At 36.1% G+C, this 17,039-nt stretch carries 17 protein-coding genes; 9 read left to right on the top strand and 8 right to left on the bottom strand.

Features of this window, described 5'->3' with window-relative positions:
• The first annotated feature begins 22 nt into the window (after positions 1–22).
• From K7G93_RS00530 to K7G93_RS00515, 4 genes are all read left to right on the top strand, one after another.
• The gene (locus tag K7G93_RS00530) at positions 23–1,237 is read left to right on the top strand and encodes a pyridoxal phosphate-dependent aminotransferase (protein WP_049215189.1); all 1,215 of its coding nucleotides are present in this window, start codon (positions 23–25) and stop codon (positions 1,235–1,237) included.
• A gap of 283 nt (positions 1,238–1,520) precedes the next feature.
• Entirely contained in the window at positions 1,521–2,534 is a 1,014-nt protein-coding gene (locus K7G93_RS00525; protein WP_049215187.1) for a Fe(3+) ABC transporter substrate-binding protein, read from the top strand.
• Between the two features lie 82 nt (positions 2,535–2,616).
• Positions 2,617–4,275 carry an ABC transporter permease gene (locus K7G93_RS00520; RefSeq protein ID WP_226690229.1) on the top strand — a complete coding sequence of 553 codons (1,659 nt, stop codon included), beginning with the start codon at positions 2,617–2,619 and terminating at the stop codon, positions 4,273–4,275.
• Positions 4,276–4,277: 2 nt separating this feature from the next.
• A complete protein-coding gene (locus tag K7G93_RS00515) occupies positions 4,278–5,315 on the top strand; it encodes an ABC transporter ATP-binding protein (RefSeq protein ID WP_226690228.1) in 1,038 nt (345 codons plus the stop codon).
• A 48-nt stretch (positions 5,316–5,363) separates the two neighbouring features.
• Here the strand turns inward: K7G93_RS00515 and fadR are convergent, their stop codons facing one another.
• On the bottom strand, positions 5,364–6,089 hold the full coding sequence (gene fadR / locus K7G93_RS00510) for a fatty acid metabolism transcriptional regulator FadR (protein ID WP_049215182.1): 726 nt from the start codon (positions 6,087–6,089) through the stop codon (positions 5,364–5,366).
• Between the two features lie 152 nt (positions 6,090–6,241).
• Here fadR and nhaB point away from each other — a divergent pair, with 152 nt between their 5' ends.
• Both nhaB and dsbB read left to right on the top strand, forming a co-directional pair.
• On the top strand, positions 6,242–7,786 hold the full coding sequence (gene nhaB / locus K7G93_RS00505; protein ID WP_115322338.1) for a Na(+)/H(+) antiporter NhaB: 1,545 nt from the start codon (positions 6,242–6,244) through the stop codon (positions 7,784–7,786).
• A 15-nt stretch (positions 7,787–7,801) separates the two neighbouring features.
• The gene (gene dsbB / locus K7G93_RS00500) at positions 7,802–8,338 is read left to right on the top strand and encodes a disulfide bond formation protein DsbB (protein WP_228400391.1); all 537 of its coding nucleotides are present in this window, start codon (positions 7,802–7,804) and stop codon (positions 8,336–8,338) included.
• Between the two features lie 38 nt (positions 8,339–8,376).
• Here dsbB and K7G93_RS00495 read toward each other — a convergent pair whose 3' ends face one another.
• Both K7G93_RS00495 and mltF read right to left on the bottom strand, forming a co-directional pair.
• The gene (locus K7G93_RS00495) at positions 8,377–8,529 is read right to left on the bottom strand and encodes a hypothetical protein (RefSeq protein ID WP_162837296.1); all 153 of its coding nucleotides are present in this window, start codon (positions 8,527–8,529) and stop codon (positions 8,377–8,379) included.
• 10 nt (positions 8,530–8,539) lie between these two features.
• Positions 8,540–10,006, bottom strand: a complete 1,467-nt coding sequence (gene mltF / locus K7G93_RS00490; RefSeq protein ID WP_226690378.1) for a membrane-bound lytic murein transglycosylase MltF — start codon at positions 10,004–10,006, stop codon at positions 8,540–8,542.
• A 312-nt stretch (positions 10,007–10,318) separates the two neighbouring features.
• On the opposite strand from mltF, the gene K7G93_RS00485 reads away from it, so the two are divergent.
• Positions 10,319–10,945 carry a YchE family NAAT transporter gene (locus K7G93_RS00485; protein WP_049215176.1) on the top strand — a complete coding sequence of 209 codons (627 nt, stop codon included), beginning with the start codon at positions 10,319–10,321 and terminating at the stop codon, positions 10,943–10,945.
• A 485-nt stretch (positions 10,946–11,430) separates the two neighbouring features.
• A complete protein-coding gene (gene gdhA, locus K7G93_RS00480; RefSeq protein WP_160531193.1) occupies positions 11,431–12,777 on the top strand; it encodes an NADP-specific glutamate dehydrogenase in 1,347 nt (448 codons plus the stop codon).
• An 80-nt stretch (positions 12,778–12,857) separates the two neighbouring features.
• Here the strand turns inward: gdhA and purT are convergent, their stop codons facing one another.
• The 5 genes from purT to K7G93_RS00455 all read right to left on the bottom strand — a co-directional run bounded on the left by purT (position 12,858) and on the right by K7G93_RS00455 (position 16,453).
• The gene (purT, locus tag K7G93_RS00475) at positions 12,858–14,039 is read right to left on the bottom strand and encodes a formate-dependent phosphoribosylglycinamide formyltransferase (protein ID WP_049215172.1); all 1,182 of its coding nucleotides are present in this window, start codon (positions 14,037–14,039) and stop codon (positions 12,858–12,860) included.
• 37 nt (positions 14,040–14,076) lie between these two features.
• Positions 14,077–14,583 (bottom strand): S-ribosylhomocysteine lyase, encoded by a 507-nt coding sequence (gene luxS, locus K7G93_RS00470; RefSeq protein ID WP_226690226.1) that lies wholly within the window; start codon positions 14,581–14,583, stop codon positions 14,077–14,079.
• Between the two features lie 180 nt (positions 14,584–14,763).
• Positions 14,764–15,246, bottom strand: coding sequence for a YqaA family protein (locus tag K7G93_RS00465; RefSeq protein ID WP_049215168.1), 483 nt, complete (start codon positions 15,244–15,246; stop codon positions 14,764–14,766).
• Positions 15,239–15,850 carry a sugar O-acetyltransferase gene (locus K7G93_RS00460; protein WP_191135069.1) on the bottom strand — a complete coding sequence of 204 codons (612 nt, stop codon included), beginning with the start codon at positions 15,848–15,850 and terminating at the stop codon, positions 15,239–15,241. The genes K7G93_RS00465 and K7G93_RS00460 overlap by 8 nt, the downstream gene beginning before the upstream one ends.
• Before the next feature lie 3 nt (positions 15,851–15,853).
• Positions 15,854–16,453 carry a beta-phosphoglucomutase family hydrolase gene (locus K7G93_RS00455; protein ID WP_226690225.1) on the bottom strand — a complete coding sequence of 200 codons (600 nt, stop codon included), beginning with the start codon at positions 16,451–16,453 and terminating at the stop codon, positions 15,854–15,856.
• Between the two features lie 120 nt (positions 16,454–16,573).
• Here K7G93_RS00455 and K7G93_RS00450 point away from each other — a divergent pair, with 120 nt between their 5' ends.
• Positions 16,574–16,969, top strand: coding sequence for a hypothetical protein (locus K7G93_RS00450; RefSeq protein ID WP_226690224.1), 396 nt, complete (start codon positions 16,574–16,576; stop codon positions 16,967–16,969).
• The last annotated feature ends 70 nt before the right edge of the window (positions 16,970–17,039 follow it).

Here is a 17,039-nt window from a genome sequence, read left to right as displayed (position 1 = left end):
GCGCAAACATAAGGTCAATCCCATGGTGCATTTTCCGAAATCAGATAAATTGGAACACGTTTGTTACGATATTCGTGGACCAGTGCATAAAGAAGCTCTTCGTCTTGAAGAAGAAGGTCATAAAATTTTAAAACTTAATATTGGTAACCCTGCGCCATTTGGTTTTGAAGCGCCAGATGAAATCTTAGTGGATGTCATTCGAAACCTCCCAACTGCACAAGGCTATTGTGACTCTAAAGGTCTCTATTCCGCACGTAAAGCAATTGTGCAGTATTACCAATCAAAAGGGATTCATGGAGCAACAGTCAATGATGTTTACATTGGCAATGGAGTTTCAGAGCTCATCACTATGTCACTACAAGCATTATTAAATGATGGTGACGAAGTATTAATTCCGATGCCTGATTATCCACTTTGGACTGCTGCAGCAACGCTCTCTGGTGGAAAAGCAGTACATTATCTTTGTGATGAACAGGCGAATTGGTTCCCAGATATTGCGGATATTAAAAGTAAAATTACCAACCGAACCAAAGCTATTGTCATTATTAACCCTAATAATCCAACAGGCGCAGTCTATAGTGAAGCATTGTTATTGGAGATCATTGAAATCGCTCGTCAAAATAATCTGATCATTTTTGCTGACGAAATCTACGATAAGATTTTATATGATGATGCAGTACACCACCATGTTGCTGCGCTTGCACCAGATTTATTGACGGTGACATTTAATGGTCTTTCAAAAGCCTATCGTGTCGCAGGATTTCGTCAAGGTTGGATGATTTTAAACGGTCCCAAAAAAGCGGCAGCAGGTTATATCGAAGGTTTGGATATGCTAGCGTCTATGCGTTTATGTGCGAATGTGCCAATGCAACATGCAATTCAAACAGCATTAGGCGGTTATCAAAGTATTAATGAGTTTATTTTGCCTGGTGGACGTTTGCTAGAACAGCGCAATAAAGCATACGAATTAGTAAATCAAATTCCAGGTATAAGCTGTGTGAAACCACAGGGTGCCCTTTATATGTTCCCGAAAATAGATATTAAGAAATTTAATATTTATGATGATGAAAAAATGGTTTTTGATTTGTTAAGCCAAGAAAAAGTCCTACTTGTACATGGACGCGGTTTTAACTGGCACTCACCTGACCATTTCCGAATTGTGACATTACCTTATGTTCACCAAATTGAAGAGGCATTAAGTAAACTGGCTCGTTTTTTAGAAACTTACCGCCAGTAAAAATAATCTAATAAAAATAATTTCTTATCACATTATTCTCATTTATTCCTCAAAAATGGACTCGCTTTCATAAAACGAGTCCATTTAACATTTAAACAGTCCTACAAGCCTATTCTATATTTATCCTTCCCTGATAAACTTTTTACTTTACTGAAATTCGTATGTTCAATTAAGTGACTTTTATCAAAAAGCCAAATAAAAATAATTCTCATTGACTTAAATCAAATTATTGGTTAAATTGACCGCACTTTTAACTGTCAACACTCATCTGAGGAATGTGATTATGAAAAAAATCTCCACATTAGCACTGGCTTTATCTGCAGTTATTTCAACTTCTGCGATAGCAGCAAATGAAGTTAACGTTTATTCTTATCGTCAACCGTATTTGATCGAGCCAATGTTAAAAGACTTTGAAAAAGATACTGGCGTAAAAGTCAATGTCATTTTTGCTGATAAAGGTTTAGTCGATCGTGTAAAACGCGAAGGTGAGTTAAGTCCAGCAGATGTTTTATTAACAGTTGATATTAGCCGTGTAATGGAAATTGTGAAAGCAGGTTTAGCACAACCTATTCATAGTGAAACATTAGAGAAAAATATTCCAGCTAATTTCCGTGATTCAAAAGATGAGTGGTTCGCCTTAACAACTCGTGCTCGTGCAATCTATACATCAAAAGATCGTGTAGGTAAATTACCAGCAGATTTCACTTATTATGATTTAGCGAAACCTGAATATAAAGGTAAAGTTTGTGTACGTTCAGGTAAAAATGCCTACAACGTTTCTTTAGTTGCGTCAATGATTGCACATGATGGTGAAGCAAAAGCAAAAGCATTTTTAGAAGGATTGAAAGCGAATCTTGCACAGAAACCACAAGGTGGTGACCGTGATCAAGTAAAAGCAATTAAAGAAGGTGTTTGTGATTATTCATTAGGAAATAGCTATTACTTCGGTAAAATGTTAGATGATGAAAAACAACGTAGTTGGGCAGAAGCAGTATATATCAACTTCCCTAATCAAAAATCACAAGGAACACACGTAAATATAAGTGGCGTTGCTATTGCAAAACATGCACCAAATAAAGAAAATGCAGTGAAATTAGTCGAGTATTTAAGTGGTGATAAAGCACAACATTTATACGCGGAATTAAACCACGAATATCCAGTGAAAGCAGGTGTTGAACGTTCTAAATTAGTTTCATCTTGGGGCGAGTTTAAAGCAGATAACATTGCATTAGAAAAAATCGCTGAAAATTACGATAAAGCGTTAAAACTAATTGACGAAGTAAAATTTGATCTTTAATTTAACGTTTCTACTACACAATTAAATTTAAGGGCGGCTTTTAGTCGCCCTTTAGGTTATTATTTATATTTGCGATTTTAAGATGTATTTACTCAAAAAAACAGCCTTAAATTTAACTGCACTTTTTATCGTGCTATTTTTCCTTTTACCTTTATTGTCTATTTTTTATCAATCTTGGCAAGCTGATTGGGGAAATATCCAACATCTTTGGCAAACTGTACTCACTGATTATAGTTTAAATTCTCTTCTGCTTGTCTTAGGTACTGTTTTTTTAAGTCTTATTTTTGCTATTCCTGCTGCTTGGATTATTTCAACTTATCAATTTACGGGGCAAAAGATATTACAGTGGGTGTTGTGTTTACCTCTAGCTATGCCTGCTTACTTAGTTGGTTATTTATATACAGACTTATTAGATTATGCAGGTCCTGTTCAATCTGTATTGCGCCAGTTTTTTGGTTGGGATAACCCTAAAGACTATTGGTTTCCAAGTATCCGCTCCCTAACTGGCGCCTGTTTTGTGCTCGCACTTGTTCTATATCCCTATGTTTTTTTGCTCGTTCGTGTTGCCTTATTAGAGCAATCAGAAAACTTAATCCATAGCGCAAAAACCTTAGGTGCAAATGCATTTTATTTATTTAGAAAAGTGACCTTTCCTTTAATTCGCCCAGCTATTGCTGCTGGTGCCTCATTAGTTGCTATGGAAACTCTAGGTGATTTTGGTACTGTTTATTATTTTGCTGTCCCCACGCTCACGACTGCAGTCTACGATACTTGGCTAGGTTATGGTGATTTAGGTTCAGCCAGCCAAATTTCACTTTTAATGCTATTTATGATTTTTAGCTTACTTTGGTTAGAACGTTATAGTCGCCGTAAGCAAAAAACTTATCAGCGTGGTTATGAGAAAAAACGTAGTTTAAAACCGCTATCTGGTATGAAATTATTTCTTGCTCAAACTTACTGTTGGGGATTGGTGAGCATTGCTTTTGTCATCCCTTTTATAAAACTAATTTATTGGGCTGTCTCTTATTTTGATATTACTCAAGCAGACAACTTTTTGAAATATGCTTATCACAGCTTATCAAGCTCAATGATTGCAGCCGTTGTTTGTGTACTTTTAGCTTTATTTCTACATTTTTTTAATCGACTGGCATTACAACAATCACCGCGACAACAACAAACCGCTTATTACGGTCTTCAATTGTCATCATTAGGCTACGCTGTGCCTGGCACGGTATTAGCTATTGGGATTCTTATTCCTTATACGAGTGCAGACCATCTGATCAATACGCTATTTAAATCACTAGGTCTTTCACCTGTTGGATTAATTTTCTCGGGCTCAATGTTTGCATTACTCTCAGCCTATACAATACGCTTTTCTGCTATGGCAATTGGTGGAATTGAAACATCTTTTCAAAAAATTTCACCGTCGTTAGATATGGCAAGTCGAACATTAGGGCACAATGGTTTTAGGATGCTACGCCTTGTCCATATGCCACTACTTTCCAAAGGAATTTTGACAGCGTTAATGATGGTTTTCATTGAAACAATGAAAGAATTGAATGCCTCATTACTATTACGCCCCTTCAATTTTGACACGTTAGCAACACATGTCTTTACTTTTACTTCAGATGAACAACTTGAACAAGCAGCTCTACCAGCTATCGCATTAGTTTTAGTTGGATTACTGCCTGTGATTTGGTTAACTCGTTCACTCGTTCTTAATTCAGAAAAAGATCGCTAATTATGACTATATTACAAATCTCCCAACTTACTTGTGGTTACAATGCTGAAAATGTACTAAAGGACTTAGATCTCACAATGGCAAAAAACGAGATTTTGTGTTTACTTGGGGCAAGTGGTTGTGGCAAAACGACATTATTAAAATCTATTGCTGGTTTACAAGAAATTGAGAAAGGAGAAATCCTATTTAACCAACAAAACTTGGCGAAGCTACCTGTTGAAAAACGGCAAATTGGAGTTATTTTCCAAGACTATGCGCTGTTTCCTCACTTAACAGTTAAAGAAAATATCGCTTTTGGGTTACAACATAAAAGCCGTACTGAAAAGCAAAATATGATTGAAAAAATGACCGCTCTTGTGCGTTTAACAGGCCTCTTAGAACGTTATCCTTATGAACTATCAGGCGGTCAACAGCAACGTGTGGCAATCGCGCGAGCATTAGCGTGCGAACCTCGTTTACTATTATTAGATGAGCCTTTTTCTAATATTGATAGTCAAGTACGCTACCAAATGATTGATGAAATCAAAGAGATTTTAAAAAGCCAACAAATACCTGCTATTTTTGTGACTCATAGTAAGGAAGAAGCATTCGCTTTTGCAGATAAACTTGCCATTATGGATAAGGGAAAAATTGTTCAAATCGGTCATGTTGATGCACTATATCAAATGCCAATTAATAAATTTGTTGCTGAGTTTTTGGGGAATGTGAATTATTTAGAATGTCAAATAACATCAGAGAATAGTTTTGAGTCTCCCATTGGTCATTACCAATTTGAACAAGTGCTCAAGTTTTCCAATGGAAAACTAATTGACTGTATAAAACAAGTACATTGGTTAGTGCGGCCACAAAGCTTTCAAATTCATCGTGATGATAGTGGTTCAGGCTTTATCATTAAAAAACGTTTTCTCGGTCCTTATTGTCAATATGATGTAAAAATAAATGATAAGATATTTACTGTACAGAGTCCAAAAAATTTCCCTGTAGGCGAAAGAGTGCGTTTAAATTATAAATGTACTTTGCCGATTTTATTCGAGAAATAAAAGAGACAGACATATAAACAAAAACAGCGTATTACACGCTGTTTTTGTTTAATCACTAAAATTCTCAGGTAAAAACTCTTGCATTTGTGCCCAAATCACACCACTGTCTTTACCATATTGACGGATACACTCTTTCACCTCTGAGGTTTGTTGAGTTTCACAAAGATGACGTAATTGGGTATAAAAAACTTTAGCTAGATCGCGTGCTGCGGGGTTTGAAAAATAAAACAAGCCTACTCGCGAATACAACCCTTTTAAGCTATTTAATATCAATCCATACACAGGATTATCTGAAGCAAAAGCTAATTTACGAAATAAATCATAGTCAAAATTGGTATAAGCTTCTGCACTGTTTTCTAATGTATCCAATGCATTAAATATACTGAGTGATTTCTCAGGTTCTAATTTAAACGCTTTTTGGATATAAATCGCTGAGATATTAGTTCTTGCAGAAAGTACATTAGAAATAAAACTTGGCAGTTTAGTACTATCCAAACGAATTAATACTTCTAAAATATTTAAACCTGAGGTTTCCCAAATATCATTGACCTTTGTTGGTTTACCATGTTGGATATTCAACCACCCATCACGCGCAAGACGCTGTAAAACTTCGCGCAAAGTCGTACGAGTCACGCCTATTTTTTCAGCTAGCTCTCGCTCTGCTGGTAAATCAGAACCTGGTGGAAAATGGTTATTCCAAATACTTCTGACAATATATTCTTCCGCTAAACCAGCCGGGCTTTGAGCTTTTAAAAGAGGTTGATCATTATTCATACATTTCTTCTAGTTGATTAAATTTAAAATGTGATACAGCTAACAAATAGTTATTTTAAGTGTTATCGTGCAATGAAGTATATATTACAATTATCTTAATTATATGCAAAATTTTTCAAAATATTAAATATTAAACTAAGGTGGTAGTACAAATGAGTTATACTCAAGCATTCCTAAAAAATTTTTTAGGAGCAAGTCCTGATTGGTATAAAATCGCAATTGTTGCGTTTCTTATCATTAATCCAATAGTCTTTTTCCTTATTAGTCCTTTTGTAGCGGGCTGGTTACTGGTTGCAGAATTTATCTTTACATTGGCAATGGCGCTAAAATGCTATCCCCTCCAACCAGGTGGCTTACTTGCACTGGAAGCTGTTGCAATCGGTATGACACATCCCGAACATGTAAAAGCAGAAATTTTGGCAAACTTTGAAGTCCTTCTGCTATTAATTTTCATGGTTGCGGGCATTTATTTCATGAAACAACTTCTCTTGTTTGTTTTTACTAAACTTCTTTTAAGTATCCGCTCTAAACTGACACTCTCTCTTGCATTTTGTCTGAGTGCAGCCTTCCTATCTGCATTTTTAGATGCGTTAACAGTTGTTGCCGTCATTATTAGTGTCGGCATGGGGTTCTATGGTGTCTATCACAAAGTTGCATCAGGTAATAATTTCAATGACTCAACAGATATTACTAAAGATGACAAGATAGGTACAAATAAAGAAACATTAGAACAATTTCGTTCATTTTTACGTAGTTTAATGATGCACTCCTGTATCGGAACTGCATTGGGTGGTGTCATGACGATGGTAGGTGAACCACAAAACTTAATTATTGCAGAGCAAGCTAAGTGGGGATTTGCAGAATTCTTTTTACGCATGTTACCTGTCACACTGCCTGTTCTTTTCTGTGGTTTAATCACCTGTTGGTTAGTCGAAAAGTTCCGTCTTTTTGGCTATGGTGCTAAATTACCACGTAAAGTATGGGGTATCCTAGCGAAGTTCGATCGCAATAATCAACAAAAAATGTCACAACAAGATCGCTTAAGACTCTTATGTCAAGCACTAATTGGTATCTGGTTAGTGATTGGTTTAGCTTTTCATTTAGCAGCAGTCGGTATTATTGGTTTAACAGTTATTATCCTTGCTACTTCATTCTGTGGTATAACAAGCGAACATGCTATTGGAAAAGCATTCCAAGAATCATTACCCTTTACAGCATTACTCGCAGTATTCTTTTCTGTCGTAGCAGTTATCATTGACCAGCAATTATTTGCGCCGATTATCCAATTTGTTCTCTCTGCAAGTGAAAATGCACAATTAGCGCTGTTCTACACATTCAATGGTTTATTATCTGCAATTTCAGATAATGTTTTTGTTGCCACTGTCTATATTAATGAAACAAAGGCAGCTCTTGAAGCAGGACTCATCTCTCAGGCTCAATATGAATTATTAGCTGTTGCGATTAATACAGGAACAAATCTACCTTCAGTCGCTACACCAAATGGTCAAGCAGCCTTTTTATTTTTATTAACATCATCACTCGCACCATTAATTCGTTTGTCTTATGGCAGAATGGTCTATATGGCACTACCTTATACTATTGTATTATCTGTCATTGGGCTATTAGCAGTTGAATTTCTTTTACCAAGTACAACTGCCGCGCTCATTCAATTTGGTCTTATCGCACCAATGCCATAATGTGCAGGAGGAAGAATGCTAAGTTTTTTTAAAACACTATCAACAAAACGAAGTGGCTGGTTTCTACTATTATTTTCAGCATTAGTACTAGAAGGGATCGCGCTTTACTTCCAACATGGTATGGGATTACAACCTTGTGTAATGTGTATTTATGAGCGAGTCGCAATACTTGGCATTGCTTTTGCGGGTTTATTTGGTTTGCTTTATCCTAACTCAATGATTTTACGCTTAATTGCATTAATTTTAGGGTTAGGTAGTGCTATAAAAGGGCTAATGATAAGTTTAACACATTTAGATTTCCAACTTTATCCAGCGCCTTGGAAACAATGTTCAGCATTTGCTGAATTTCCTGAAACATTGCCATTAGATAAATGGTTTCCTTATCTCTTCCAACCTTATGGTTCTTGCAGTGAAATATCGTGGCAGTTTTTAGGTTTTTCGATGGTACAGTGGTTAGTTGTGATTTTCAGCTTCTATACATTACTACTCGCTCTTTTATTTATTAGTCAGATTAAGCGCCTTAAACCCAAACAACGTATGTTATTTCATTAAAAATAAAAATAGTGTAGCGAAAAGCTACACTATTTTTATTAACATTGAATTTCTTGAACGACAAATTGTAATGAATGTCTTGCCAGTAATCGCGCTTTGCGTTGTTTTAAACGCTTTAAACGTAACGCTCGTCCTTGTGATAAACGATACAATTTTTTTGTTGGCTTTAAAAAGCTTTTACGTCTAGCCATAGTATCCCTCTTATTGTGTTACAACTGTTTTAGTTATTGTGTCTACTTCCGTATTAAGTTCATCTGAATTCATCTTTTCTAGCTCAATCTCATCGATATTCGCTTGCTGAATACGGTAATAATGCACAATGCTATTCATATAACGTCGAATATTTTCAACATAATGATAGGCTTCATATCCTCTTGCATAACCATATTTTAAGTTCGTGTAGTAACGTTTTTCAGCTAATAGAGGCAAGTTCTTTTTCACATCCAGCCAGTTATCAGGATCACCACCTAAACTTTTAGTTAAACGACGAGCATCAAGTAAATGCCCCAATCCCATGTTATAGGCAGCTAATGCGAACCAAATACGCTCATCTTCTGCAATAGTATCTGGCATTTGTGTAATCAGCCAATGTAAATATTCTGAACCAGCTTTAATACTTTGTTCAGGATCTGTCCTATCTTTTATACGCATACGATCGGCTGTTGCTTTGGTCAACATCATCATTCCACGTACGCCTGTCGGAGAGGTCGCATCTGGATTCCAGTGAGATTCTTGATAAGCAATTGCAGCTAATAAACGCCAATCTAAATTTCCTTTATACTTTTCAAATAATGGCGCAAATTTAGGTAGTACAGTTTCAATTGCTCTTAAATAACTGCGTGTATCAACGTAATCAAATTGTGCTAGATGATTAAAGTATTTTTCTTCGATACGTGCAATTAAACCCGTTTCAATGGCACTGTTCATGAAGTCTAGTAAGGATGCTTGTAACTCACTGTAAGAGTTACTCGGTAAATACCAATGGACTGTCGATTCATCTGTCACATCAAAAGCGACTGCAACATTAGGTTTAATTTGTTGAACCGCTGACACATCAATGGAATTGGCAATCACGTAATCTATTTTACCGTTTGCCATCTGAATTAATAACTCTTCTGGGGTGAGCTTTTCATTCACCTTCCAACTGAGCGAAGAAAACTTCTCTTTTGCTTCTTCTAATAATGTGATGAGTTCTGAGCCAGAGGCAATACTGACTGTACTTTTTAACTCACCTAAGCTACGTGGACGTTCAGTACCTTTACGATAAACTAATTGCCAAGAAGCTGAGTTATAAGTAGGTCCAACTTGAAATTTCTCTAATTTCTTTGCTTGATACAATAAATTCGCGGCCGCAATATCAATTTTATTATTCTCTAAAGCTTGAAATAGTTCATCTGCATTTGTCATTACTGAAACTTCAAGATCAACGTTAAGATACTCTGCAAATGCTTTACTCAACTCATATTCTAATCCAGCTGGTTGTCCTGAATGATCGATAAAATAAGAAATCGGATTATTAATCGTTCCCACAACCAATTTACCGCGATGTTGTATCGCGGTATAACGATTCTCTTCTGAGCGCATAATTTGTTGCCAAGGGAATACCATATCTACTGCCCACAATAGCAATGCCACTATAGCAATAATACGTATAAATAGACCTTTCAAATGACCTCTTTCTAGTTTGGTGATCTTAAGCTTAGGCATTTTAACCATTAAATTGCGATTAGACAAACTAAAAAATGGGGGCTTTTTTCCTCGTATTTTTGATATGAAAGTGTCTAAATTAACGATTTAATCGGTTTAATCCCTTAAACAACAAATTAATTTTGATATTAAAAGTCATCCAACTCAGTCAATAAATAGTATGTTACTTTAATAAAGCACAATGTAGTCATGTACTTTCCTTGTATATTACGAAATGCATCCATATAATGTGCGCACATACATTCCTGCTCTCATTTTAATAGGAGACTTAAGATGGATCTTGCGATTTATCTTCAATTTTTTATTGGATTAATTGCTCTCGTTAATCCATTAGGCGTTGTGCCAATTTTTTATTCAATGACAGCGTCGCTATCAAAAGAACAACAAAACAAAACGGGGTTAATCACTTGTATTTCTATTGTGATTATCTTATTGGTCAGTTTCTTCTTCGGTAACTTTATTCTCAATGCCTTTCATATTTCCATTGATTCTTTCCGTATCGCAGGCGGAATTGTCGTAATTTTAATCGCATTAACGATGATTAACGGGAAAATTGGTGAGCATAAAATCAATAAAGAAGAAAAAAATGAAAACTTTGATGACTATAATAACATTGCAGTTGTCCCTCTTGCGATGCCCATTATGGCGGGTCCAGGGTCTATTAGTGCTACAATCGTCTTTGGTTCAACACAACATAGTATTATCGATTATTTTTATTCTTCTATTACTATTATGTTATTTGGCTTAGGTTGTTACATTTTGTTTCGTTATTCTGAACCAGTGATCAAAAAACTAGGGAAAACAGGCTCTAATGTTATTACACGTATTATGGGCTTACTATTGATGTCACTGGGTATTGAAATTATCATCGGGGGATTAAGAAACTTAGGGATTGTATAAACTCGCTATAAGTCTTTAATCTTAGGGAAATACGTTACCCGATTTAACTTGCCTTAAATAAGGTAACGTGTTTTCAAGATATAGGGCAATACAACATTCTGATTTTACAACCCTCTGTTTCATATTCAAATGACTCATGATATAGATATCAATCTCCCTCCAAAGAGTATAGTTGCTAAAAAGTACCTCTCTCATCTCCGCATTTTAACTATCATTAAACCTTTTTTCACCATTTTATCTATTTCAATTTTTATGATACAAAAATAAACTTTCAACCAATATAAAAGAAACAATTTAAAATAATTCTAAAAAAAACGCATTTTATTTAAATTAAATTTAATTTCATTTTATTTTTTTAAAATATAGAAAAAAAAGATTTGCATAAGCATTTCATTCTGTTCAATACTCTGTCCTGTGCCAAACAAGGCGAACAACTATAATAAATTGCAAACATCTTTAAATATCATATTCAGAAGGAAATCATTATGTCTCAAGTTGCATCATTAGAAGCATTTTTAGAAAAAGTTGCACAGCGCGATGGCGCACAACCCGAATTTTTACAAGCAGTCAAAGAGGTCTTAACATCCATCTGGCCTTTTCTTGAAAAAAATCCTAAATATCGTTCACAAGCTCTATTAGAGCGTCTAGTTGAACCTGAACGCGCAATTCAATTTCGTGTAGCATGGACAGATGATCAAGGTCAAGTACAAGTAAACCGCGCATTTCGCGTGCAATACAATAGCGCAATTGGTCCGTTTAAAGGCGGCATGCGTTTCCACCCTTCGGTTAATTTATCTATTCTAAAATTTTTAGGCTTTGAACAAGTATTTAAAAATGCCTTAACAACATTACCGATGGGAGGTGGTAAAGGTGGCTCAGACTTTGATCCTAAAGGGAAAAGTGATGCTGAAGTGATGCGTTTCTGTCAAGCACTTATGATCGAATTATATCGTCATTTAGGTCCAGATACGGATGTACCTGCGGGAGATATTGGTGTGGGTGGTCGTGAAGTCGGCTATTTAGCAGGTATGATGAAAAAATTATCTAATCAAACAGGCAGTGTATTCACGGGTAAAGGTTTGACCTTTGGTGGAAGCTTAATTCGCCCAGAAGCAACAGGTTATGGCTTAGTTTATTTTGCGCAAGCTATGCTTGCAGAAAAAGGACAAAGCTTTTCTGGCAAAATTGTTGCAGTTTCAGGCTCAGGTAATGTTGCACAATATGCTATTGAAAAAGCGTTAGAATTTGGTGCGAAAGTCGTCACTTGTTCAGACTCTGCGGGCTATGTATATGATGAATCTGGGTTTACAACAGAAAAGCTGGCAGCACTAATGGAAATCAAAAATGTAAAACGTGGTCGTGTAAAAGAATATGCAGAACAATTCGGTTTAAAATATGTAGAAGGCAAACGACCTTGGGAAATTAAAGTAGATATTGCTCTACCTTGTGCAACACAAAATGAAATTGAACTTGAAGATGCAAAAGTATTAGTTTCTAACGGTGTACAGCTTGTAGCGGAAGGCGCTAATATGCCGACTACAATTGAAGCAACTGATGCTTTCTTAGACGCGGGAGTCTTATTCGGTCCAGGTAAGGCAGCTAACGCAGGCGGTGTAGCAACCTCTGGTTTAGAAATGTCACAAAATGCACAACGTTTAAGTTGGACACGTGAAGAAGTTGATGCCAAATTACAGCGAATCATGCTTGATATTCATGCTAACTGTAAAAAATATGGTTCAGATAACCAAGGTAATATTAACTATGTCGTGGGTGCAAATGTCGCGGGTTTCGTCAAAGTAGCGGATGCGATGTTAGCACAAGGTGTATTCTAACTCTTGATAGAAACAACTATGAAAATGACCGCACTTTTTCTTATACAATACGAAAGTGCGGTCAATTTTTTATCTAATTTTTAAAGCGAAATCTCTAATTGATCATAAGCATGACGTACTTTATCTAAGGCATTTTCTACAGAATTATCTCTAGCCAAAATCACCCCCATACGACGATGCCCCTTCACTTCACCTTTACCAAATAAACGAATATTTGTATTCGGTTTAGCCAGAACTTCAGCTAAATTACCAAATTGAACTTGATTTGACTGCCCTTCTACTACAATTGCTTTAGAGGCAGACGGGCTAATTAAATGAATCTCTGGAATTGGCAAACCTAAAATAGCGCGTGCATGTAATGCAAATTCTGATAATTCTTGTGAAATTAGCGTCACCATCCCAGTATCATGAGGGCGTGGAGAAACTTCATTAAAAATCACCTCATCACCACAAACAAACATTTCTACACCAAAAATACCACGACCACCTAGTGCCGTCGTAATTTTTTCTGCGATCTCTTGCGCCTTAGCTAGAGCGACATGTGACATTGCTTGAGGTTGCCAAGACTCACGATAATCACCATCAATTTGTATATGACCAATTGGTGCTAAAAAAGAAGTGCCATGAATATGGCGTACAGTTAATAATGTAATTTCATAATCAAATTTCACAAATCCTTCGACAATAACGCGACCACCACCAGCACGCCCACCTTGTTGTGCATAATCCCACGCTTTTTGCATATCATCTGCGGATTTTAAAATGCTTTGTCCATGACCAGAAGAAGACATTATCGGTTTAACGACACAAGGCAACCCAATTTTTTCCACCGCAACTTTGAAATCCGCAAAATTATCTACGAATTGAAAATGTGAGGTTGGCAATCCTAGCTCTTCAGCAGCTAAACGACGAATTCCTTCCCGATTCATCGTTAGTTGAGTAGCTTTCGCTGTTGGAATCACATTAAAGCCCGCCTGTTCAAGTTCTACTAATGTTGCTGTCGCGATTGCTTCTACTTCTGGCACAATATAATCTGGCTTTTCTTGTTCTACTAAAGCTTTTAATGCCTCGCCATCTAACATGGAAATAGTATAGGCTCGATGTGCAACTTGTTGAGCAGGTGCATTTTCATAACGATCAACCGCAATAACCTCAACACCTAAACGCTGCAATTCAATCACTACTTCTTTTCCTAATTCACCAGACCCAAGCATCATCACTTTCGTTGCTTTTGGCGTTAAAGGCGTACCAATTATTGTCATATTCATTTCCTTCTGGCTATGTTGTCTGAATATAAGATTATGAATTTAATAATTTTTCATCAAGCAACAAGTCTTCATTCTTATTCACGCGAATACCTGTTGAAATGACATTCAGCGCAATTTGATGTGCATCTGAAAGCGAATGCTCTGTATAGCTACCACATTGATATTCATTTAACTCTGGAATTTGGCTTTGTTCTTTTACGCTAAGAACATCTTGCATTGAGGCCAACCAAGCTGCTGCAACCTGATGCTCATCCGGTGTGCCAATTAATGACATATAAAAGCCTGTACGGCAGCCCATTGGTGAAATATCAATAATTTCAACATGATCACTATTTAAGTGGTCGCGCATAAAACCAGCAAACAAATGCTCTAAAGTATGAATTCCTTTAGGGGATAAAATATCTTTATTTGGTGCACAAAAACGCAAATCAAAGACACTAATGTCATCCCCTTTTGGGGTACGCATCGTTTTAGCAATACGTACAGCAGGAGCATTCATTCGAGTATGGTCGACTTTAAAACTATCAAGTAATGGCATAATGACTTCCTTTAAATTATCAACTAATCTTAATTCCGATTAAATTTTTTGAACTTTACTATAAAGTACCTGTCTTAAAATACAGCAACTTGCAGTTGTTTTTAATAAAATTGGTTCCTTAGGTTATTTCACCACCCTTTAGGGTGGTGTTTTTTTATGTTAAAAACATATTTATTTTACTTAAATTGCAAACAAATTCATCGTTAATAACAACAAAAAAAGATAACGTACTAACTTACCAAATGTAATGAGAATCAATGCACCAAACATATTGATGCGTAACCAGCCCGCTACAGCACAAAACATATCTCCGACAACAGGTAACCAACTAAAAAATAAGCTCCAAATACCATAGCGTTGAATTCGATTAACAACCCATTCAAAACGTGGATGTTGCTGCTGTTTTTCTGACAGTTGAGGTAATAATCGCCCAAGCCAATAGGTGCTAAAACTTCCTAGACTATTACCTAATACAGCAATCATAAATAAACTTATTATCTGCTCGTTTAACAAGCTATTCTGATTTAAAGCCAAAGGTGTTAATAATCCAATAAAAACAACTTCTGAATTACCAGGTAAAACCGTAGCACTTAAAAATGCACTGACAAACATCAAATATAAGCTATGCTGTTGCCAGAACTCCCAAGACCATAAATCAATCATTTAAATTAGGTTTAAAACGTTGTAAATAATCATCACGATCTTTTGCACTAATTGTTCTTAATACTCTACATGGGTTACCTACTGCGACACAATTAGCTGGAATATCTTGCGTAACAATAGAACCAGCACCTATTACAGAATTATCACCAATTGTTACGCCACCTAAAATCACAACATTACCACCAATCCATACATTATTCCCAATCACGATAGGTAATGCTTGTTCCCATTCTGCTTTACGTAACTCAGGATCAATTGGATGACCAACAGTATATAGGCTCACATTTGGTGCAAATAGCACATCATCACCAATTCTCACTCCACCAGTATCTAAAATCGTACAATTGTAATTAGCAAAAAAATTTTTACCTATTTCAATAAATTGACCATAATCGCAATAGAAAGGGGAATTAATATGTGGGGTATTCGTTGCTTTACCAAGAATTGTTAGAATTAAACGCTCTTTGTTCTTTTTATCAGACGGGCGAGTTAAAATATTATATTCATATAATAGCTCTTTATTACGCAGTCGTAATTCGGCTAATTCATTATCATACGGCTGGTGTGCTAAGCCTGTGAGCATTCTTTCTTTATCTGTTAGCATATATTATCCTATAATTAATGTGTTCGTTCTCACATCAAACACATGCATACCTGCAGCTAACCCTGCTTGTATACCTAAATCCCCATCTTCAAAAACTAAACAATCTTGTGGCTTAGTTTTAATTACCTCAGCGCAACGTAAAAAAGTATCGGGCTCAGGCTTATGTTTTTCCACATCCTCCGAAGTAACAATCGCATCAAAACAATAAGCAATATCCAATTTATCTAATAGCAAATGCGTCATTTCACGATGCGATCCTGTCCCTAACGCCAGTGGCTTTTGCCTATAAAAATGCCTTGCAACATCGGCGGCAGGTAAAAGTGTTGCTTGGTTTAAAATAAGTGCTTTACCAAACTGACGTTTTAAACGCATCACATCTTGTAATAACGTTGAAGGCATATTGGCTTCTTGCATGATTGCTTGTGCAATCGCCTGTAGTGGTGCGCCTGCCATGTTATACATAATTTCAGGTTTTAAGGTATAACCATAATGCTCACCAACCATCAACCAAGCTTTCGCATGACACGGCATAGTATCGATTAAAGTACCATCCATATCAAAAATTAATCCAGCATATTGGTTAAAACGTTGTTTATCTAACATCACTTACCTGCTCTCAGCGTAATTTAAATTATGTGTATTGTGCTATAAATTTGTGATCTATGCACTGTTTAATTCTATAGAATTGAGCTAGACTGAATAATAAGTCGTAGTGAGGAAAATATGAATATTCAATCTCATTTGGAAATGTTACAAGTTCGTAAATTAATTGATGAGCAAATTATTGAAATTGTATTCAATGCACGACATCATTTAGCACAGCATTGGTATGTTGATGTAAATAGAGCACAAGCTACGACTCTGCTTATTCATTTAGCTAATTCACTTGGTAGAATTAAGCGTCAACATTGTGCGTCGCCTTTACATAAGGATTTTCAAGCCAAGATTCAAAGTGCGGTCTGTTTCCCGACAGTATTAGCAATACATGAAGAAATTTTACAACTAATTCCCTTCCCTATCCCTGCTAATGAGCAAAGTTATTTCTTAGCCAATTATTATTCGCTTTTACTTGATCAGCCACAAATTTTAGAGAGGTTAGAACAAATAGCAATTCAATAAGATGACAAGTTACCCCATCAATTCTTTACTAGAAATAAACTATTCTTCTATAGAAAGTCACGCTAGATAG

This window comes from Pasteurella canis (assembly GCF_020810675.1).
GTDB classification, from domain to species: Bacteria; Pseudomonadota; Gammaproteobacteria; order Enterobacterales; family Pasteurellaceae; genus Pasteurella; species Pasteurella canis.
The sequence above is the reverse complement of the archived record's forward strand: the minus strand, read 5'-3'. Positions and strand labels throughout refer to the sequence as shown.